This window comes from Rurimicrobium arvi (assembly GCF_039540495.1).
GTDB lineage: Bacteria > Bacteroidota > Bacteroidia > Chitinophagales > Chitinophagaceae > Rurimicrobium > Rurimicrobium arvi.
The window spans coordinates 441,364-461,904 of sequence record NZ_BAABEZ010000022.1 but is presented as its reverse complement, the minus strand read 5'-3'; the positions used below and the strand labels follow the sequence as shown (position 1 = coordinate 461,904).

The 20,541-nt window shown below is 48.1% G+C and carries 14 protein-coding genes and 2 tRNA genes; 7 read left to right on the top strand and 9 right to left on the bottom strand.

Annotated features, from left to right (window positions below; all coding sequences use genetic code 11):
• Positions 1-113: 113 nt before the first annotated feature.
• Both ABD846_RS08685 and ABD846_RS08680 read left to right on the top strand, forming a co-directional pair.
• A complete protein-coding gene (locus ABD846_RS08685; RefSeq protein ID WP_344825357.1) occupies positions 114-3,467 on the top strand; it encodes a T9SS type A sorting domain-containing protein in 3,354 nt (1,117 codons plus the stop codon).
• A gap of 261 nt (positions 3,468-3,728) precedes the next feature.
• Positions 3,729-3,968, top strand: coding sequence for a hypothetical protein (locus tag ABD846_RS08680; protein ID WP_344825354.1), 240 nt, complete (start codon positions 3,729-3,731; stop codon positions 3,966-3,968).
• 6 nt (positions 3,969-3,974) lie between these two features.
• On the opposite strand, the gene ABD846_RS08675 is transcribed toward ABD846_RS08680, so the two are convergent.
• The 3 genes from ABD846_RS08675 to ABD846_RS08665 are packed head-to-tail and all read right to left on the bottom strand — an operon-like array spanning position 3,975 to position 5,398.
• A complete protein-coding gene (locus tag ABD846_RS08675; protein ID WP_344825351.1) occupies positions 3,975-4,523 on the bottom strand; it encodes a DUF1572 family protein in 549 nt (182 codons plus the stop codon).
• Positions 4,524-4,533: 10 nt separating this feature from the next.
• Complete coding sequence (locus tag ABD846_RS08670; protein WP_344825348.1) at positions 4,534-4,887, bottom strand: nuclear transport factor 2 family protein; 354 nt, start codon at positions 4,885-4,887, stop codon at positions 4,534-4,536.
• 37 nt (positions 4,888-4,924) lie between these two features.
• Positions 4,925-5,398 carry a PaaI family thioesterase gene (locus ABD846_RS08665; RefSeq protein ID WP_344825345.1) on the bottom strand — a complete coding sequence of 158 codons (474 nt, stop codon included), beginning with the start codon at positions 5,396-5,398 and terminating at the stop codon, positions 4,925-4,927.
• 127 nt (positions 5,399-5,525) lie between these two features.
• On the opposite strand from ABD846_RS08665, the gene ABD846_RS08660 reads away from it, so the two are divergent.
• Positions 5,526-6,437 (top strand): AEC family transporter, encoded by a 912-nt coding sequence (locus ABD846_RS08660; protein ID WP_344825342.1) that lies wholly within the window; start codon positions 5,526-5,528, stop codon positions 6,435-6,437.
• Between the two features lie 59 nt (positions 6,438-6,496).
• Here ABD846_RS08660 and ABD846_RS08655 read toward each other — a convergent pair whose 3' ends face one another.
• Together ABD846_RS08655 and ABD846_RS08650 are read right to left on the bottom strand one after the other, a co-directional pair.
• Positions 6,497-9,769, bottom strand: a complete 3,273-nt coding sequence (locus ABD846_RS08655; RefSeq protein ID WP_344825339.1) for a TonB-dependent receptor — start codon at positions 9,767-9,769, stop codon at positions 6,497-6,499.
• A 136-nt stretch (positions 9,770-9,905) separates the two neighbouring features.
• The gene (locus ABD846_RS08650) at positions 9,906-10,295 is read right to left on the bottom strand and encodes a hypothetical protein (RefSeq protein ID WP_344825336.1); all 390 of its coding nucleotides are present in this window, start codon (positions 10,293-10,295) and stop codon (positions 9,906-9,908) included.
• Between the two features lie 217 nt (positions 10,296-10,512).
• Between ABD846_RS08650 and ABD846_RS08645 the strand changes: the two genes are divergently transcribed.
• The 3 genes from ABD846_RS08645 (at position 10,513) to ABD846_RS08635 (ending at position 13,779) form a co-directional block, all read left to right on the top strand.
• Positions 10,513-12,015, top strand: a complete 1,503-nt coding sequence (locus ABD846_RS08645) for a T9SS type A sorting domain-containing protein (protein ID WP_344825333.1) — start codon at positions 10,513-10,515, stop codon at positions 12,013-12,015.
• Positions 12,016-12,079: 64 nt separating this feature from the next.
• On the top strand, positions 12,080-13,084 hold the full coding sequence (locus ABD846_RS08640) for a sensor histidine kinase (protein ID WP_344825330.1): 1,005 nt from the start codon (positions 12,080-12,082) through the stop codon (positions 13,082-13,084).
• Positions 13,081-13,779, top strand: a complete 699-nt coding sequence (locus tag ABD846_RS08635) for a LytR/AlgR family response regulator transcription factor (RefSeq protein WP_344825327.1) — start codon at positions 13,081-13,083, stop codon at positions 13,777-13,779. Before ABD846_RS08640 ends, ABD846_RS08635 begins: the two co-directional genes overlap by 4 nt.
• Before the next feature lie 58 nt (positions 13,780-13,837).
• Here the strand turns inward: ABD846_RS08635 and ABD846_RS08630 are convergent.
• From ABD846_RS08630 to hscA, 4 genes are all read right to left on the bottom strand, one after another.
• A tRNA-Leu gene (locus tag ABD846_RS08630) sits at positions 13,838-13,923 on the bottom strand.
• A gap of 81 nt (positions 13,924-14,004) precedes the next feature.
• Positions 14,005-14,080, bottom strand: a tRNA-Gly gene (locus ABD846_RS08625).
• Positions 14,081-14,293: 213 nt separating this feature from the next.
• On the bottom strand, positions 14,294-17,227 hold the full coding sequence (locus ABD846_RS08620; RefSeq protein ID WP_344825324.1) for a T9SS type A sorting domain-containing protein: 2,934 nt from the start codon (positions 17,225-17,227) through the stop codon (positions 14,294-14,296).
• 97 nt (positions 17,228-17,324) lie between these two features.
• Positions 17,325-19,160, bottom strand: coding sequence for a Fe-S protein assembly chaperone HscA (gene hscA, locus ABD846_RS08615; RefSeq protein ID WP_344825321.1), 1,836 nt, complete (start codon positions 19,158-19,160; stop codon positions 17,325-17,327).
• Between the two features lie 536 nt (positions 19,161-19,696).
• Between hscA and ABD846_RS08610 the strand changes: the two genes are divergently transcribed.
• Positions 19,697-20,470: an enoyl-CoA hydratase/isomerase family protein gene (locus ABD846_RS08610; RefSeq protein WP_344825318.1), complete on the top strand. Its 774-nt coding sequence runs from the start codon at positions 19,697-19,699 to the stop codon at positions 20,468-20,470.
• The last annotated feature ends 71 nt before the right edge of the window (positions 20,471-20,541 follow it).

Here is a 20,541-nt window from a genome sequence, read left to right as displayed (position 1 = left end):
TAACCGTAATCAAATGTTTCACGAATCGTATTTCACCCTTATTATTGATGCTTTCCGGGTATTGTTCGGATCATATTCGTGCTATTTTGTGTTTGTTTTATTTCCACCGCTTTATGAGAATTACAAGGATAGATAATACTGCCTGGCGTCTGTTTTGCAGTACGGTATTAGCAGCAATTTTGATGTGCGGTGCCGCAGCATCTCATGCACAGACCCTATTCTTTGATTGTGCGGGACACGCTGTCTCTGCGGTGTCCGGCTCTTCGTGTAAACCTTCGGTCGGAGGAACTTTCACGAGCAGGTATCAACCCCAGGAGCATTATGCACCGGTAAACAGAAGCGTAACAGGTTTGTATACGCATAAAAAGATCAAAGTCTTTGTAACGGTTTTTCAGGAAATAGTCGGTCCTGCCCGCAATTACGGCCCGGCAGATGAATACAGGATCAGGAATTTCATCGATAAAGCAAATTATTACCTGGGTAACGTACCGGCTCCTTCAGACCCTCTTACCATCGATGGACGCAACCCGCATGTGGAGGATAGCCGTTTTACGCTGGAGCTGGTCAATATCAATTTTACACGCGCCCATGAAATATATGCTGCCGAGGCTTTTTCCACGGGAATTCCCAAAAGTCAGTTTAATGATCCTAACGAAGTATTGAACGTTTTTCTGTTATTCAGCGAGTCCGAATCCGACAGTATTCCGGGAGGAATTGCCTTTAATGGAACAGGCCCCAATGACTTGCAGGATGGCGTAACGGACAATGGTGCGGCCTATATCTGTCTGAAAAACTTCTATAAGAATGCTTCAGTAAGGGAAAGCGATGAAAATTGTGCGGCGTTCCTCCTGCATGAAATAGGTCATTTATTTGGGTTGAACCATACCTATTGCAAGGGATGGGGCAGCGTTTCTGCCGGTAAAGATTGTTCGGTGAACCCTGAACCGGGCAATGAGAGCGATTTTGATGACCTGAAGGATGTGTTTGGGGTCACTGGCGGTGCCGCAGGTCGTATTTATCCCCGTCCCGCAGATTGCAGCACTTATCCGACAAGCTTTCCTTTTTTTAATCCGCTGAAAAAAGCAACTGCCAACGATCAGTACACCAACAACTTTATGGGAGGTAATACCCTTGGACACTATATGTCTCCCATGCAGCTCGGTCGTATGCACCGCAACGCACATTTTTCTGCAATACGCAAATACGTTTATCCGCTGTTCCCGGAAAGTCGCGCACACAACCGCGAAGGTCAGGGGCAATACTTTCCGCATGTTATAACAGGTAAGGAAGTATGGGATTTCGATATTAAAATGTACTCCGATATCATAGTGAAAGCCGGTGCGCAGCTCACCATCAAATGCAAAGTAGCCATGCCGTATATGTCTAACATTATAGTTGAACCCGGTGGGGAACTTGTGCTTGATGGAGGAACGATCACATCCGATCGCAATGATGCAGGATACTTCTGGTATGGCATTTCTGTTTGGGGACGATCCAAATTGCCGCAAATAGCATCCGCGCAGGGAACGGTTCGCGTAATAAACGGGGGGACGATCGCAAATGCAATAGATGGTATCATAGCCGGTGACGGTGTATTCGGCAGCACGGCGCGCTACGGGGGAATCGTTGTTGTTGATGGAGGTCGTTTTATCAATAACAGACGATCCATTGATCTTGCATCCTATCATTATACTTATCCCTTTACCACAAAGAAGCTCCCTTCAGCATGTTCGGTACAGCGGGCCCAATTTATCTGGGATGATGATGACCATCTTGATGATTATACATTTTACCACGGGTCGGATTATGCTATCAGGCTGTCTGAGGTAGACAATGTGCAGCTGAAACATCTTTCCTTCAACGATAATATGAGCAAAGCAAAGCGCCTGAAGATAGGGGAAGGAGGAACGGCGATTTTTTCCTGGCAGGCAAGCTACAATATAGCGCACAGCACCTTTAGCAATACAGTTATAGGTATGCGTGCCGGTGGTGTGCGCTCAGAAGCGATATCGGTAGACAGCTGTGATTTTAGTTATAACAGGTATTCCATTCTGGTTTCAGGAACCGTTGGGGTAAGCGTTCAGCACAGCAGATTTAATGTGTATGACCTCGGGTTATCTTCCTCTGCTTATCAATCTGGGATATGTATGTACGGTGCAAACGCTTTTGATGTCGGATACAATTCTTTTTTCAGGGCCGCACCGGACGGGACCACTTCCGGATCTGATGCCCAGGGATATGGCGTAAGAATAGAGCAGTGTTCACCGGGGAATAATTTGGTGCATCATAACAGCTTCTCAAAACTCGATATTCATTGCCTCTCCAGGGGTAGAAATACGAACGGGAAAAAAGCAAGTGATAAGGAGCACACAGGGCTCGAATTCCGATGTAATCAATTCGATAAAATAATCAGCAGCAAGCATACCGCGGATATACTGGTGCTGGGTTCAAATGCTGCAACAGACGGAATCCGTTGTGTGCAGGGGAGGTCCGACCAACCGGTCGGCAATGACTTTTCCGATCATATCGCGAGTACGGAAATGAATCTGTGTCTGCAGGAATCGGGTAAGCCCGTGCAGGTACTTCCGATAAGCAAATATTATTACAGCAGCTCTGACCCTGGCAGACAGGCGCCTTCTTATTATTCGTCAGGCGTGGTGACGCTCGTACCTGTTGCGCTGTCTTCGGGATGTATGTTGCCTGCGCTTACACCGGAAGTCACAGCCACGATTGGCGCGGCAGGAAGTTCCACCACATTTAAGGCGCTCTGCGGCGCCATGAACGACACGACCGCTTCACGCCTGAATTTAGTGGAAGATGCTTACAGGAATATGAAAAGCCCATATGCTACAGCAGAACTCAGCTTTTTTTATTTAGGGGAAGGAAGGGTCGAAGATGCCACGCGTGCATACGCTTCGATCTTTACGAGTCAGGAATGGAATATTGATAGTGCTGAATTGTCCGAATTCAAAATGGGAGCGGTCCTGTTGCGCATAATGGCCGCTCATGTTATCGACTCGATTCCCGTCAACGTGCTCAGTGAAAAGGAGACAGACAGCCTGAATTACCTTACTGCTAATGCGCAAACCTGGCCGAGGGCAAAGGCCTGTGCCTGGCTGCACTTTGCCACGGGAGCGGAATGTAGTCGTTTCGAACCAGCGTATGCTGGTAACGATAATTCCGGAAATGATACAACCATATTGCATGTGTCTGAAATGAACGATATGGGAGACTTCAGTGTCCGGCCTAATCCGGTAAATGAATTGCTTACCGTATCACATACACTCCGGCAGACGGCTTTACTGCGGATATATGATGCATTCGGAAGAACTCTGTCAGCAGTTGTGATCAATCCTTCAGAAAGCAAATTAACGGTGCAAACGGCGGCGTGGACTCCCGGCTTATATTTTTACCAGTTAATTCAGGACGGTAAAGTGACGCGTGTTGGAAAAATAGCCAAACAATAAACTTCTGTTACGCTTTAAGCGCACTTCTGTTCTTTGCACAGCAAACGATTACAGAAAACGACATGCGTTTCCGTAACTCATAGAGTCGTTCCTTTGTATTTTATACATAATACAATTTTACTTATGGTAAAATTATTTTCAATTTTGTCATCGCTTTTGCGGTAATGTACTGTATCTTTATCGGAGTAACCGGTAGTCGTTTGCCGGTTGCCCGGTTCCCTTAACGATAGATACACTATGTTGAATATTTGTATTGAGGATATGAATACCGTTCAAAGCTTCTTCTGTTTCCTGAAACAGAACGGGCTTACCGTATCGCTTCATGCTGATATTGATTTCCGTGATCTTATTGCCGGCCACAGATTGTCCTCCTTATCCCTGCACCAGGCAATGTACCTGAATGACTTGCTCACGGCAAGCTATGCCGTCTGTGAGCGTTTCGGAGCGGATATCTATTCGGTTTTCCAGGCAGAGTGTCCCACTTCTTTTCACTTGTCCTGACAACCGTTACAGGTCGTCTGTGAAGTGCCGCCTGTCTTTTTCCTGTGCAAATTTCCGCGCATTGTATCCGGCTGATGCATTACGTGGGATGGACAAAGATTCCCAGTCGGAAGCAAGCATTTTAGCGATATGCACGATCTGGCCTATATGATACGGGTAATGTGCCAGTTGCCTGTTGTACGCTTCCGTTACCGTGTGGCCATCGTTCCTGATGTAAATGATCCGATCCAGGTCCTGTTCCGTAATCCGGCCCAGCGTATCGAAGAACAATGCCCAGGCCTGATGCCAGCGATCCATTACTGCGGCACGGTTGCCGGTCGGCTCCTCAAACTCTGCATCCCTGTTGCGCCAGGGTTTTTCCCCGTCGCTGTTCAGAAAATCGGTAAACCGGGACAGCATATTCCCGGCTATATGGTTCACGATGATTGCTATACTATTCGTTTCGGCATTGTATTGCCAGAAAAACTGTTCGTCGGATATTTTGTCCATTGCTTTTTCTCCGAGCGACTTGTAGTATTGGAATTGCTTGGTAATGCTTTGCAGGTAGCTTTCCATAATTTCGTTTTTAAGCGGGGAAATGATAATGAGCACGCACTTTCGTCACCAGCCCCTGTTCGTTCAGCTCCATGTATTCTGCCGCTGATGCGTTCAGCACGCTCTTATAATACAATACCACAGAGCCGGGACCCTCCAGTGTAAGATAATGTTCGAAATGTAAATCGGGATACTTCTCCAGTGCTATGCGGAAATAAGCGCTCAGTGCGTCTTTTCCCCTGATCTTTCCTTCCGGATCTATGCCCATTTTTGCAATAAACGGGGACCGGAAATCAATGTCTTTATCGTAATGCGCCATGATTTGGTCCAGCTCGTGGCTGTTCCAGGCATTGATCCATTCCTGCGCAAAGTCGCTGTAGTTCATGATAGCTGTTTGTCTAAAATTACTGATAAGTGTTGAATCAGGCTTCAGCTGCCGGGTCTTCTGCGGCACTTTTTGGCTGCCGCGGTGATTTTTTTCCGGACAATTGCATCATCGTTACCAGAGAGGTTGCTGCATGCGTTTCGCCTTCCGGCCCCGAGGCATAGATATCAGCACGTACCACGCTGATCACTTTGCCGTTTTTGATCACCGAAGCGCGCGCAATAAGCGATTCTCCGATTGCCGGGTTCAGGTAGTTCACCTTTAGTTCCACTGTGGTAAAATAACTGTCCACCGGTTTTGCAGAAGCTGCTGCATAACCGGAAGATACATCCACCAGCGATGCGATGACCGCTCCGTTGAACATACCGGCCGGCCGGGCCATGAAGTCCTGCCGTGGAACAATGATCTCGCAAAAACCGTTACCGATCACCTGCAACTGTGCGCCCAATAGCTGCATCATGCCGGAGCGCGAAAATCCTTCCCTGAGCTGTTGCTGTCTTTCCTCATTCATCTTTCATGATTGTTGCTGCAAGGTACGTTGAGAACGGATCAGTACAGATGGAAATTGCGTCCGTATATTCTGTTTAGCAGTTTTTGCGCTGCGGGTATGTTCCCGCATTCTACCTTTGCGCCGTTCTATGATTAACTTTATCCTGATTGCCTTGTGTCTGTCGCTGGGCGTGTTTTTCCGGCGTTCCGGCAAGGTTCCGAAAGACGCGCACAGAGGTATCAATGCCTGGCTGATCAACGTGGGGTTGCCCGCGGTATCGTTCAAATACCTGCCTTCGGTATTCTTTACGAGAGATCTGCTGATGCCTGCCCTGGCTCCGGTGCTGGTATGGGCGATGGGATGGATGTATGTGCGCATCTATACAAGCAGGCACCCTCTCAGTCGTCCTGCTTCGGGTGGCTTACAACTGTCAAGTTCCCTGAGCAATACTTCGTTTGTTGGGTTCCCGCTGATCATGGCTTATTTTTCTGAAGAGGCGATCGGAGTTGGCATTATCTGCGATCAGGTGACATTCCTGCTTTTGTCTACCGTAGGTATTATGACCGCTATGCGCGCAGCTCCGGGTCATGCATGGAGCTTGTCTTCGCTGGTCCGGCGCCTGCTCAGCTTTCCGCCGGTATGGGGTTGTGCACTCGCGTTGCTGTTGCCGCGCCTCATCGATATCCGCCCTGTTTATCCGCTCGCTAATGCGCTGGCCGCAACGGTTGCGCCACTGGCCTTGTTCTCGATCGGCTTACAATTGCGGCTGGATGGCTGGCGATCTGAGCTGAAGCGTATCCGCGTTGCCTTGCTGTACAAACTATTGCTTGCACCGGCTATTGTACTGCTGTTCGCGGTTGTGTGCGGTTTTAAGGGACTGCCGGCCAGGATAGCCGTATTTGAAGCGGCAATGCCCACTTTGCTTACATCCGGCATTATCGCAGATCAGTATGAGCTCGATCCGCGTATGGTCAACCTGACGATCGGTATCAGCATCCTGCTTTCATTGGTCACTACATGGATCTGGTATACTGTGATCAGCATTCCCGGTTTGCTGTAATATCCATAAAAAAGGAGATGCCATTTAAAGACATCTCCTGCAATTCAATTATCCTCAGATCAGAAGTTGTATTTCACTCCCAGCTGCATCTGGTAGCGGCTGGAGATAGGGTCTACCGTGTAATACTGCCCGTTGAACGGAGGTTTCACAAAAGTATAGGTTGGATCGTAATTGGCTTTGCCGGGCGCCGTTCCCTTGGCATCCGTTACGGCGGTGAGGAAATTTACCGTATAGTTGTTCACATTGGTTACAAAATACTGATGTCCCCAGGCGTTGTTCAGCAGGTTCAGTACATTGAAAATGTCGAGACTCAATTGTACTGAATTGCTTCTGTGCTCGCTTACGCGGAAGCTCCAGGTATGCATGAGCTTCATATCCAGTTCGTGGTTCCAGGGCGTGCGCAAGCCGTTTCTTTCGGCATATTCACCTCTGTGGGCGGACAGGTATTTGTCTCCGTTGATAAACTGCTGCAGGTCGGCGGACTGCTGTGCAGCGCTGTAGGTTACATTTCCTGATGCGTCTTTGATGTCTGCCAGCCTGATGTCTGAAGCATCTTTAGGGATATACACAAGTGTTGCATTGCTGGAATTATTGAATGCATTCGGGCTGGATGTGTAGATCATCGAATAGGGAGAACCCGATGTGCCGGAATAGAAGAAACTCAGCGAGCTGCTGTTACGTTCGTTCCATTTCAGGGATGCGGAAGCAACGGATACAATACGGTGCCGGATATCAAAATTTGAATACGCCAGGGTAGGGTTTTCCGGAGATACTGCAGGGTTCACTTCATAGTTGGACTGGAACGAGTTGCGGATACCGTTTGCAATGTCGCGGCTCTGTCCGTAGGTATAAGCGGCGCTGGCAAATATGTTCATAGGATGATTGCCCAAGCGGACATCAGACCAGGTGCGGGACAACTGCGCAGATACATTATAGCGGTAGCCCTGTGTGGTATTGGAGAGCAGGTATACATTGGAGTACTGGCTGCTTTCCTTGCCTCCGAGATATACGGGTGTCTGAGAAGGGCCGGAACCCAGTGTTGTGAAGGTATCTTTGATGTTGATCTGCTGAAATTTCACATCGTAAATGGTCTTGGTATACATCACATCCACCGTCAGCTTATAGCCTTTACCCAGTTTAATATCCGTAGCCACATTGGATCTCCATACGGTGGGCAGGTGGAAATTATTATCGACAAGATCCAGCTCACGTGTCGCCGAAGCGGAAGATCCTCCATATTTACCCACGGTGTCGCGCAGGTCGGACGGATTCATTGACAGGCCAACTGTTTTTCCGCCGGGTTTATAATCAATAGTGCCATAATTGGCCCCTGATAATGTGTACGCATACCCCAGCCATGCAAAAGGCATTCGGCCGGTAAAGATGCCGCTTCCGCCTCTTACAATAACTGATTTATTCCCTTTTACGTCCCAGTTGAAGCCGACTCGTGGTGATACCATCACATTATTGAGCCACTTATTGCTGATCGACGAAAATGGCGTGTGTGTGTAGGAGCTTTGGCCGCTGGCGCTGATAAACTCCTGGATGTGGGCAATGCCGGTATCGGTGGATGGCTGCTTGGGAAGCCCTGCATAATCGATCCGCAGTCCGGGTGTGAGCTTAAGATTTTTTGCGAGCGATAATTCGTCCTGCGCATACGCGCTCATCAGGTTTACATTGAAGGTGCCGCCAGGTGTGATATTGTACAGGTCGCTGCGGCTGTTGTCCGACGCGTCGAAAGAATAGGCTCCCCTGATCCGTGAAGGTTGATCGGCCAGGAATGCGTTCAGGTTGGCATATTCCCAGCGTCCGTTCCACGAATTGATGAACCCGTAATTGATTTTGTAAAATTCGTTGTGTGTACCGAAGGTGAATTTATGAATGCCCTTGATCCAGGTTGCATTATCCGTCAGTTCGATCGTCTTTTGCCGCATATTATAAATCGATGCTTCACGCCAGGTACCCAGCCACACCTGTCCGCCGCCGATATCGATGAACGGAGCCAGTTGTCCCGGGAAATCGCGGTATTCGTGTACATTGACATAAGACATGATCAGACTGTTGAACAGATGGTTGTTCAGGGTGCTTTTCAGTTCTGCCACCGTGTTCAGGTTTTTCGTGTGTTGCGTGAAATCGGTGCTGGAAAACTGGAAATTGGTGGTGGTGCGCTCGAGGTTCTGGCCGCTTCCATCCGTGTAAATGGTGCGGAACATCAGCGTGTTCTTTGAATTGATGTTGTAATCCAGACGCGCAAATACCTTGTTGGAATTGGTCTGTATATTGGTTGCATTGTATGTGCCCGGATCGTAATTGTATTGAGACTTCAGCTTATCCACGATCTTTTGTGCATCTGCTACAGAGATCGCCGAACCCGGATCTCCTGCATTGTAAAAGGTCGGTTCCTGCCGGCGTGTGATCTCGCCATTCAGAAAGTAAAACAGTTTGTTTTTCACAATTGCCCCGCCTACAGATGTCCCGGACTGATAATCATAAAATGAAGAGGGAAGGCTTGTCTTCCTGGAGTCGGGACTTTTACCTACTATTGCTGCATTACGGCCATAGGAATAAACATCTCCCTGAAATTCATTTGTTCCGCTTTTGGTAACCGCGTTTACCGAACCTCCTGTGAAGTTTCCGAGCTTTACATCGTAGGGTGCGAGCTGTACCTGTACTTCCTGGATCGCATCCAGCGAATAGGGGTTAGTCCTTGTTCCTGCTCCTGCCGTTCCTGCCTGTCCGCCACCGCTTTGTCCGCCAAATGAATTGGAGAAACCGATCGCGTCATTGTTGATGGCACCGTCCATCGTGATATTATTGTACCGGAAAGAAGTACCGGCAAAAGAGTTGTTGTTCGACTGTGGCGTGAGGCGTGTGAAATCCCCCAGACTACGGCCCAGCGTGGGCAGCACCGCTATCTGTTGTCTGGAAACCGTGGTGCCGCCGCCTGCGGCTTTTCTTCCGGAGATCTGCACCTCTTTTAGCTCCTTGCCCATTGTGCTGTGCAGCATAATGTCCACAGGTGCGTTTTCTCCCAGGTTCAGCGTCAGGTTTTCGACGCGTTCTTCGTTATGTCCGAGATAGGTGATCTTGAGCGTATAAGGACCTCCGGGTTTCAGGTTCGGAATGATGAAATTTCCGCGGTTATTTGTTTCACCGTCAGAAACCGTTCCTGTCGGCTCGTGGATGAGCAGGATAGTCGCCGCTTCTATTGGTTTTTTCTGATCGTCGCGGACCGATCCGGAAAGGGTTGCCGTTGTTTCCTGTGCATATGCAGCATGGTGTGCTATAAACACCGACAGCATGAGCGCTGTGAGTCGTATAAAGAATTTCATTGTTGTTTTTTGGATGTTTGTTGAAAAAGGATTCCCTGTCCGGAACCTTAAGGGTACCGGAAATAAGCTGCCTGGTTATTTATTGTATCCCGCTGCGTTTTGGTAAGCAAGCGCATCAATACAGTTGGTCAGGCGGTTATACGTTTTCTTTTTCGGGAGGCGGGACGAGTATTTCTGTTACTCCTTTACGTACACGCCGGTCGTTTACAGGTTCGTAACGGCGGCTTAAAGTTCCATACCCGGAAATTCGGGGTATGCAGTCATTTATCGTAAGTGTGGTACGGGAAAAAGTATACGTGTGTATATGATGGGTAAGGTTGAAGAAGTGCGCGCGATCGTCGTCATGATCTGTTTCGGGGGAAAACCGGCAATCTGTTATCAGCTCACCCAGCAGCTGTACCAGTGAGTTGATGTCTCCCACCTGCCTTCCGGATACGTCGTACATGTCCACTTCATCCACCACCGGAATGAACAGGGAGGTATTAATATGGAGTAAGAGAATGAGCAGAGCGGTTAGACGACGCACGATCTTTCGGACTTGTCAGCAAATGTATTACTGCAGTCGGCAGAGACGAGCATTCAGGCGGTTATACAATTATTACGTTAGGCTTAAAGTTTTTTAAGGTCTGCTTTTTTACCCGAATGGAATGTTATGTCGTTTGCAACCGGAATTATGTCGTTTGCAACATTATGAGATGTTTTCAGATGTTCGTACGGAAATTAGAGATACAAACGATCCTCCTATGATAAGTAGTAAAAGCGCAGGCCCGCATCTGTTAATGACAATATTCCTGTCACCCTGTTTTCTCCTGATTTCCGTATCCCTCCATGCGCAGAGCACCTGGCTGCGGCTTTCCGGTGGTACTGTGACGGAAACAGGTAAATACTACGAATCGAAGATCAGCGATACATCCGGTGTGTTGGTAACAGGAAAAAGTAATTATACCTTGTCGCATTCGTCCGTATTTAAAACGGGCAACAGCACGCGCATCGACTCCAGCAGCCGGAGCGGACAGAATGCGGGTGTGCTGGTGGAAAAGAACAGTATTGCTGTATTTGACCATGATACGATTGTAACCGACGGCGCCGGCGCAAATGGACTGTTCATCACAGGATCGGCTACCAGCACTTCTGTTTCAAACAGCATCATCACTGCGTCAGGCGTTCATGCGCATGGTGTGGATGTAACATACCTGGGCACGCTCAGTCTTTCTTCCGTATATGTCAGTTCTACCGGTGACACCGCGCCTGCGCTCGCAACGGATTGTGCCGGGGGCTATATCAATTTCGATCGAGGTACGATCATCGCCTCAGGCCGGCAATCCAGTGGCATTTATTCCACCGGAACCATTACTGTTGCGAATGCGGGAATCACGGCTTACAACGATCACGGAGCAGTGATTGATGTGGACGGTATCATCAACCTGACGGCAAGCAGTGTTGTAGCGGCACAGAGCGGACTGATGATTCATAACACTGTCGGATCTTCAAAGGTTGCAACTGCAGTTTTTGCACAATGCGATATCACTGCTAACGGCGGTCATGTTGTTTACGATACAGCAGCCCGTCTCACACTGACATTTAATGGAGGTAACCGCACCCGCAGCAGCAGCGGCAACCTGATTTATGGCGTAAAAGGGGCAGTGGTTAACGCTTTCGTCAATACAGACTCTTTATCCGGCAATGTAATGGCGGATGCTTCTTCTGTCATAAATATCACCCTTTCCGGTAAGAGTTTAATGGAATCATCTTTTCAGAATGCAAGTCTTACGCTCAATCCTGGTAGCGAGGTTTCGCTTACTGCCGACAGTCATCTGAAAGCATTCAAAGACTCTGCATCTGTAGATGCAGTTCTGCTCAGTGTATCGAACGTGACCGGTAACGGCTTTAACCTCTACTATAATGCGGCTCTTGCAGAAAATAAATGGCTTTCCGGCCTGAGCTACGGGCTCAAAAACGGAGGGTGCCTGCTTCCTGAAGGTGCTACCTGCAGTTCCGTATTGTCGCTCACGGCGGTCAATCGAAGCAAAGTAAATCTGTACCCGAATCCTGCCGGTAATTTCATACAGGTACAATACGCCATTGCGGGCAGTAATTACGAGATATCCGGCGCTGACGGAAGGGTGCTTGCATCCGGTACGATATCATCGGGTCGTCTGGATGTGCAGCAGCTTCCTTCGGGATTTTATGTGCTTACGCTTGTATCATCCGGAGAGAAGATGTATTTTAAGTTCTGTAAGGAGTAGGGAAAATCAGTAGACCGTGATGAATACCTGGTACCACTCCTTGCCCGTTTTTAAAATCGCTGATATGACGAAGGGCCAGGAGCAAAAATTACGTGTGGCGTTGCATATCGTTGCCTGGATCGTTTTTCTGAATATTCCGGCTGCGTTCAACACCCGGCGTACAGGGGAGGGGGTATCCCGTTTTGCGGAAGACATCATGGAACTTCCGCGATGGACGAATGCCCTGCTCTTACTGTGTATTTTTTATGTCAATATATTTTATGCCGTTCCGCGTTTATACCTGCGTCAACGCTATATTTCATTTGTGCTGTACCTGTTGCTTACGGCTGGTGTATTTGTATGGCTGAATGATTTTGTTGCGCCACCGGAGGCTCGGATGTCGCCATATTTCACACCGCTCGGCAACAGCTTCAACCTGTTTATGTACATTATCGTACACGTGGTTTCTTTTGTGCTTTGCCTTTATCAGCAATGGCAGCAGGTAAAGCTGGAGAAGCTCACCACACGCATCTCCTTTCTCACCGCACAGATCAATCCGCATTTCCTGTTCAATACACTGAACAGCCTTTATTCGCTGGCGATCAAGAAGTCGGATAAGACGCCGGAAGCAATTGTCACCCTGTCTAAAATGATGCGTTATTCCATAGACGAGGGCAGCCGGCCGCTGGTGATGCTGAATAAGGAGCTGGAGTATATTGAGAGCTATATGAAACTGCAGTCATTGCGGCTTACCCCGGCTACCAGCGTAGCGTACCAGGTTTCCGGGGTAACAAATGAAGTAAAGATTGTTCCGTTCCTGCTTATTCCTTTTGTGGAAAATGCATTTAAATATGGAGCAGACAGTGAGCACCCTTCCGTTATCGAAGTGTCGATCGTTATCCGGGAACGTACACTTCAGGCGACCATCACGAATTCCAAAATGTCGGAACTCGCGATAAAGGAAAAAGGAACAGGGCTGGGAATTCAAACCACCCGGCAACGCCTGGAACTTTTGTATCCCGGGGCATATGAACTTCATATCGGCGATACGCCCGATCGCTTTCTTGTAACCCTTCAATTGCAGTTATGACCATAAACGCTATAGCAATAGACGACGAACCGCTCGCGCTGGATGTGATCAGTGCGTTTGCTGCTCAGCGCGAAGAATTGAACCTTATACGCACCTTTACAAATGTACATAAGGCGCTTTCCTTCCTCGGCGAAAACAATGTTGATCTGATATTCCTGGATATTAATATGCCGGGCATGTCGGGGTTACAGCTGAAAGAGCAATTGTCACCGGAAATGCTGGTGATCTTCACGACCGCATACAGCGAATTTGCGGTGGAAGCGTTCCGGCTGAGTGCACTTGATTACCTCCTCAAACCATTTGAATCGGACCGTTTTAATAGCGCGATTGATAAAGTGCTGGAGTTCAAAAACTACATGAACTCCAGGACGGCAGAGGCGAACCCGAAATATATTTTTGTGAGGGCTGAGTATAGCGTTGTGAAAATTGCGCTTGCGGACATTCTTTATGTGGAATCACGCGACAATTACGTGAAGATCTATCTGGAGTCGGCTGCACCGGTTCTGGTGCGTATGGCCATCAAAAATTTTGAACGTCAGCTGCCTGAGCACGATTTTTTAAGGATCCACCGCTCTTACATCGTTTCATTGCCAAAAGTGAAAGCTATAAGGAATATGCTGGTATTGCTTGCAGGTGAGCTTGAGCTGCCCGTCGGCAGGCACTACAAAGACGTTTTGAAGCGAATCTCTCTTTAAGATAATGATGCCGTAAAAAAGAAAAGCCTTCAGACAAATGTCTGAAGGCTTTTCTCTGTGCCCCAGGCGGGACTTGAACCCGCACTTGCATTGCTGCAAACAGGATTTTAAGTCCTGCGTGTCTACCAATTTCACCACCAGGGCCTGCCGTGTAAAAATAGACTTTTTACAGACATGGCTTAAACAAAAAATCCAAACCGGGTCAGGTTTGGAAATTTTTTGTTTTGGAGCGGAAGACGAGACTCGAACCCGCGACCCCAACCTTGGCAAGGTTGTGCTCTACCAACTGAGCTACTTCCGCATTTTTTGCTTTTTTTTTAAAGAGCTTTTTTGTTTGTTTCCCGTTGATTGGGATTGCAAAGGTAGTAAACGTTTTGAAACTTCCAAATATTCTTCAAAAAATCCTCACATTTTTTTGAATAAAATATTGATTGCTAAACCGGAATGAGCCAAAACCCGCATCAATAAAGAAGGCCGCCCTTTTTTGAGGACGGCCTTCACAATCTGAATTTTTCTAGTGTGCGATCGTGATCGGACGGGTCTGAATTGTAGATCCCATTTTGATCACCAGGAAGTATTGTCCCGGCACCATATTGCCTGTTTCAATTGCATAATGCGAAGCTCCTTTCGTAACCGCTACTTCGGCTGCTACTTTACCCGTAAGGTCGAAGAATTGAATCGATGTAGCATCGGTATTTCCGGGCAATACTATCTGCAATGTACCGGAAACGGGGTTAGGGTAGATGCGTGCAAGATCCACTTTCGTTTCATCAACGGAAGAAAGATCCGCGCCTTCGTAAATGATGAAATCATCGACCGCAGCTTCTACCAGCGAATTGCCGGTGCTTGTGGACCCTGATTCTTTCGCGATAAACAGCAACTGCACTTTATTGGTTGTGCTGAACAATTCGCGGGGTTTGAAGATGCGTCTTCTCCAGGAATAATCAGGTTGGTTGGTGTTTTCTACCGGAACCGAAAATGCAGAACCTGCAGACAGGTTCACCCGCCAGCTGTCTCTTTTCGGAAATTGTCCGCGGTCGTTTCCGTACCAGCGGTAATATTCAATTACCGGAGTTGTGTAAGAGCTGATATCAAACAAAGGTGTGGTAACCGTGGTAACGCCGTTTTTCACACTTGCACTGGACGCGCTGGCCCAGGTAGATGTGGCATTCGCCGTAACGAGACAGGAACCTGTGCCTGAGGTATGATCATTTCCGGTTTGAACAATATTGCCGGATACTTTAGAAGAAATAGGTACCGCTCTTACCCACCTGCCGGAAGTGGCATTGTCGGTAGCAATACCAATCTGCCAGTCGGAACCGGGATCTGTTTCGAAATCAAATATTTTGCTTGCAGTCAGTCCTACGCCAAACTGGTAAGGAATGTTCGACTGGCTCTCTGCGAGAATAGCAGGAGGGTAGAAGTTGGACGGGAAGAAAATACCCGTCTGGTTTACGATATCCTCAGCAGCAAAGTAGTAATCTACCAGCGTTCCGGCATCCTGTCCCGGAATAGTGGCCGTAAAATTCATTGCACCCAGGTCTGTCATTGCCACAGTATCCCATGGAGCACCGGCCGCGCGGGAGGTGCGGTAAACGAGATCCAATCCACTGAAGAACTCAGGATGACTTACCGTAAGCGTTGCATTAAACGTGATGGACGCTCCTTTTGCCTGATGGCCGAGTTCGGTATGCGCGAGATCCGCATCCTGCAGCAGATAAATGCCATGGCGTGCAAACGCTTTTACGAGCGGGAGGAAATGCGGGGTTCCGTTAGAAAGATCTCCGTCGTTGTCATCATTTATAAGCGCGTCAATCAGCATTTCAAAATAGACGTCTCCTTCGGTTCCGTTCGGTCCGTCCGGCTGATCCGTCAATGTGAGCGAGAACAGTTTGCTCATTGAATCCACGCTGCCCACATTCTTTCCGTAATCCCACCATGCACCGGCAATGATCTCTCCGTTGTCGTGCACTTCGCCGGTAAGGTTCACCGGAAACACTTTCGGTGTTCCGTCGTAGCGCCGGATAAAGCTGGTCGGTGCGCCAATGGTGGAACCTCTTGCCAATACGGAATCTTTCGTGATGCTCAACGCCCAGACGTCCGCCTGTCCTTCATTCAATCCTCCGTTAGTCATTCCGGAAGTGTACAATTTGCTCACGATGGCATGTCCGTATTCGTGGTACACCACATCACGTACTTCCGCGAAAGAAACACAACCGCCGCCTGAAGGGTAAAAATTGATGGACGATCCGCCGGTTCCGGTAAAGAATGCATTACATATACCAGTCGCATCGACATTTGTCGTGAGCGCATAATCCATTCCGGTAAATGTGGTGCCGTACAGCGATTTCATGAAATCGTGAACGGTATTCACATGGTAGTAGGCATTGATGTGACGGCTCGTGGCAATCGAAGAAACAGGAAAAGAATCAATAGCGCCAGTTGTTGTCACTACAGACGTAAACGTGGGTGTTGTTTTTCCATCCGGCACGGAAATCACATTCGACCATTTACCGCTCAGGCTTACCTGGAAAGTGGTAGGTGAGGTAGGGGTAGTGGAGGTAAGGAGGCCGGTGTCGTTTGCCAGCAGCATAGTGGGCACACCAACGTCAGCTTTGATGTAAGGAAGTCCTTTGAGCGAACTCGGAAGCGTGAATCCTTTATCGTAGACACGTCCCACAACGTGCAGGTCTGCGGCATCTTTCACTTCATTGTCACGGTACAGCAGATCTCCGTTGGTCGCATCCACATAGCCGTAAGCATTCAACGGAACACTTCCGCCTTGCTCGGTTTTGCCCGTAAGCGTGAATTTATAGGCAGGATGCAGCTGATAACCTGCTGCAGACGGGATCGGGAACCATTGCCAATCCCCCTCAATATTTTGTGATGTAATATCGGCAGTTTCCATTCCGGCAACCGCCTTAGCTAAAGCTGCTGCTTCGGCAACAGACGGGCTCAGAGACAAGTCGGGAACTCCGTAGCTTTTCATATTGATGCGGGCAAGTTTCTGATCTGGGGTAAACCGTACATGCATCTTAGCAAAACTTACGGTATGACCGCCAACTTCCTGCTCAAAAGAAAGAATAGTAAATCCTTTTGTATTGGTGCGTGTATCCACCAATTTCCACTCCGCCTCATTGAGGCCAACCACAGCCAGTTTGGATCGCATAGCATTACGCGCTTTCTCCTCGAGGCCGGAACCTGGGATGCTTAGCGCGGGTCCGTTCAATTCTGTAAAACCGCCGGTCCAGCGATCAGTACCGATATACCAGCCGGGAAATGCCGCCAGTAATTTAGCTCTCGTCCCCGCATCTGCCCGGTGGGTCGGCTTCAGGGTATGACTGCCTTCAAAAACAGACACACCAAATTGGTTTATGTGCTGTACCTGCTGCGCCATACCGCTGAAGGATAAGGCTGCGAGACCGCACAATAAAGTGACTTGCTTCATTATTTTTCGCAAAAATTTAATATACAATGAAGCAAGTTAACGACTTTTGGTCGTAAGCACTATAATCTGTTGCTATATGGAGATATCCGGGGGCGAATTAAATTATCTTCTTTCCGCGCATCGCTTCCTTGAGTGCAATATCCATCACTCTTTCGGCAAACGGGCGGGTGATTTCATTCAGTAATTCGGTTTCTTTCTGGATAGCGTCTTTTGTTGCGTTTTGTATGCTTTCCTGAAGCACAGCGAGTTGGCGCCTGGTTGCATCCGTTTCGTCGGCGTTCAGCAATGAGGCGTTTTTGCTCAGAAATTTTTCTACCGTATCGCACATCTGCCTTGCCTCCGTCTGTGCTTCCACCAGCGCACGCGTCTGCATATCTTCCTTCGCATGCGTGAGGGAGTCCAACAGCATCTGCTCCATCTGTTCGTCAGTGAGACCATATTTCGGGGCTACTTCGATCGACTGGCTGATACCGCTTCTCAGTTCCACGGCACTCACCTTCAGAATGCCATCGGCGTCTATCAGGAAGCTCACTTCCACTTTCGGCAATCCGGCGGGCATTGCAGGGATGCCGCTCAGGTTAAAACTGGCCAGCGCACGATTGTCCTGAACGAGGTCTCTCTCTCCCTGGAAAACGGAGATACGCATACCGCTCTGTCCGTCTTTCTGGGTAGTATATTGGCGTGATGCACGGTTGGGGATCTTTGAATTCCGGGGAATCAGCACATCCATGAGCCCGCCCATCGTTTCCAATCCCAGGCTCAGTGGCGTCACATCCAGCAGCAGCATCTCGGTGTTGTTGCCGGCAAGGATGTCGGCCTGTATGGCGGCACCTAGTGCAACCACCTCGTCGGGATTCAGGAAATCGTTCAGGGTGTCTTTTCCGAAAAACGCTTTTACTGCATTTTTGACGACCGGCATTCTTGTCGATCCGCCCACCATCACCACTTCGTCGATATTGGTAGTGCTGAGTTGCGCATCGTTCAGCGCATTTTTCGAACAATCGAGACTTTTTTGGATCAATGGTTGCACCAGTTCTGCAAATTCACCGGCAGTCAATGTCAGTGCTTTCCCTGCAAACGAGGAACTGAATTGATCGGTGTCTGACAGTGTCTTTTTCGCTTCTTCTGCTATCAGACGAAGCTCCGGCTGATAGTCCAGTCCGTGTTGGCGTATCCAGTGGTCTGCGATCGCTTTGTCGAAATCGTCTCCACCGAGGTGGGTGTCGCCATTGGTAGATAATACCTCGCAGATGCCATTATGAATATGCAGGATGGAAATGTCGAAGGTGCCCCCCCCAAGATCATATACCGCGATCGTTTTTTCTTCGTCTGCCTTAATCCCCATACCGTAGGCGAGACTCGCTGCCGTAGGTTCGTTGATGATCCTTAATACGTCCAGTCCTGCGAGTTTTCCGGCATCGCGTGTGGCCTGGCGTTGTGTGTCATTGAAGTAAGCCGGCACAGTGATCACGGCTTTCCCGACCGGCGTTTTCAGAATATGCTCCGCACGCTGTTTCAATTCACGGAGAATCAGCGCAGACAATTCAACAGGGGTATAGAATTTATCGTTTACCTGGACTTTTACCAGCGAATCGGTATTGTCATCAATTACCTTATAAGCAAAGAAAGCGCTCTCCGTATCTACGTCTTTATAGGATTTTCCCATAAGACGTTTTACCGAATAGATGGTATGCTGAGGATCTGTGATCAGCTTTTTCACTGCTTCCACACCGACACTCGGATTGCCGTGTTCGTCAAAATGAACGACAGACGGCACTAAAGTCAGACCATCAATTTCCCTTAGTGCAATGGGTTGTCTGCTGTCTTCCCGAACGATGCTGATAAGGCTGTTGGTCGTACCCAGATCGATACCTACAATAATGTCCTGTTTTTGAATACTGCCGGTGGCTATGTTGATGGAGATTTTACCCATGAATTACGGTTTGAGGCGCGAAGGTAAACAGTAAATAATTATTGTGTTATGCGTTTAGCCTGCAACTGCTATTAATTTCGCTTATATTCTGCCGAAGATTTCTTTCATCCGAAGAAACAGGGTGGAAGGCAGTTCTTAGATTTGGTCATTAATTTGTTATTATTAATTGTTAACTAATTATTTAGTTTGACTACCTAAAGTAAATTGTTAATCGGATTTTTACGTACACGCAGCGTAAGATGAGTGTTAAAGAGTTCAGAATATCTCCGGCAGGATTTGTCAGGACAGACTTTTTAGTTGAAGTGATACTTTAGATGGTCGCTGATTATGTTTGGTTTGTTTTAGAAATGCGATTTTTTATTTTATCGTATGCTCCTAAGGCGGCAGTTGACTAGGAGTTAAGGTATATTTTAGTTTAGATGAGTATTGTAATATGCTTAATTTCATTTGTTTACTTTGTATTAAAGTAGTTGTTCTGAAAATATTGTTTGATAAAATGCCGTGTTTAGTACATTCGTGATCCAAAAAATCAACACATGACACTGCTTACTGATTTACAGGATGGAATCCTGATCATCACGATCAATCGTGCGGAGAAAATGAACGCACTTAATAAAGATGTAATCACCGATCTGGGAAATGCGCTGGACGAATGTCTGTCCAATCCCGAGGTTAAATCTGTGATTATTACCGGTTCCGGAGAAAAGGCTTTTGTTGCCGGTGCGGATATTTCAGAGTTTACAGAGCTGGACGGAAAGGGTGGTGCGGCACTTGGCCAACGCGGTCAGGATCTGGTATTTTCCAAAATCGAGAACGCACATAAACCTATTATAGCCGCTGTGAATGGTTTTGCACTCGGTGGCGGCTGCGAACTCGCAATGAGCTGTCACTTCCGTATCGCAAGTGAGAATGCCAAGTTCGGTCAGCCCGAAGTGAACCTCGGCCTGATACCCGGTTACGGCGGTACGCAACGACTTACCCAACTGATCGGCAAGGGGAAAGCAATGGAACTGATTCTTACCGGCGACATGATCGGCGCGGAAGAGGCAAAAAACCTGGGTCTGGTGAATCATGTGTTCCCGATCGGTTCCTTGCTGGATGAGGCTAAAAAGATACTGACGAAAATCAACGGGAAAGCACCGCTGGCTGTGGCGAAGTCTATTGCCCTCGTAAACCAGGCGGCAAAATGTGATCCGAACGGATTTGCAAATGAAGTGACCGCATTCGGAGAATGCTTTGATACGGCAGATAAAGCAGAGGGAGTTGCGGCTTTCCTGGAAAAGCGCAAAGCGGCGTTTCAGGGTAAATAAGGCATTGTAACTTTTTTTCAAATTTCTCTCTCAAAAACTTTTATTAAAATCAAAGTTTTATATCTTGTACC

What these genes read in the sequence shown, in the direction of transcription:
- ABD846_RS08660 (WP_344825342.1), top strand. Translation starts at nt 5,526, where the DNA reads ATGATTAACTTTATCCTGATTGCCTTGTGTCTGTCGCTGGGCGTGTTT.
- ABD846_RS08675 (WP_344825351.1), bottom strand. Translation starts at nt 4,523, where the DNA reads ATGGAAAGCTACCTGCAAAGCATTACCAAGCAATTCCAATACTACAAG.
- ABD846_RS08685 (WP_344825357.1), top strand. Translation starts at nt 114, where the DNA reads ATGAGAATTACAAGGATAGATAATACTGCCTGGCGTCTGTTTTGCAGT.
- ABD846_RS08670 (WP_344825348.1), bottom strand. Translation starts at nt 4,887, where the DNA reads ATGAACTACAGCGACTTTGCGCAGGAATGGATCAATGCCTGGAACAGC.
- ABD846_RS08635 (WP_344825327.1), top strand. Translation starts at nt 13,081, where the DNA reads ATGACCATAAACGCTATAGCAATAGACGACGAACCGCTCGCGCTGGAT.
- ABD846_RS08665 (WP_344825345.1), bottom strand. Translation starts at nt 5,398, where the DNA reads ATGAATGAGGAAAGACAGCAACAGCTCAGGGAAGGATTTTCGCGCTCC.
- ABD846_RS08640 (WP_344825330.1), top strand. Translation starts at nt 12,080, where the DNA reads ATGACGAAGGGCCAGGAGCAAAAATTACGTGTGGCGTTGCATATCGTT.
- hscA (WP_344825321.1), bottom strand. Translation starts at nt 19,160, where the DNA reads ATGGGTAAAATCTCCATCAACATAGCCACCGGCAGTATTCAAAAACAG.
- ABD846_RS08610 (WP_344825318.1), top strand. Translation starts at nt 19,697, where the DNA reads ATGACACTGCTTACTGATTTACAGGATGGAATCCTGATCATCACGATC.
- ABD846_RS08680 (WP_344825354.1), top strand. Translation starts at nt 3,729, where the DNA reads ATGAATACCGTTCAAAGCTTCTTCTGTTTCCTGAAACAGAACGGGCTT.
- ABD846_RS08655 (WP_344825339.1), bottom strand. Translation starts at nt 9,769, where the DNA reads ATGAAATTCTTTATACGACTCACAGCGCTCATGCTGTCGGTGTTTATA.
- ABD846_RS08620 (WP_344825324.1), bottom strand. Translation starts at nt 17,227, where the DNA reads ATGAAGCAAGTCACTTTATTGTGCGGTCTCGCAGCCTTATCCTTCAGC.
- ABD846_RS08645 (WP_344825333.1), top strand. Translation starts at nt 10,513, where the DNA reads ATGATAAGTAGTAAAAGCGCAGGCCCGCATCTGTTAATGACAATATTC.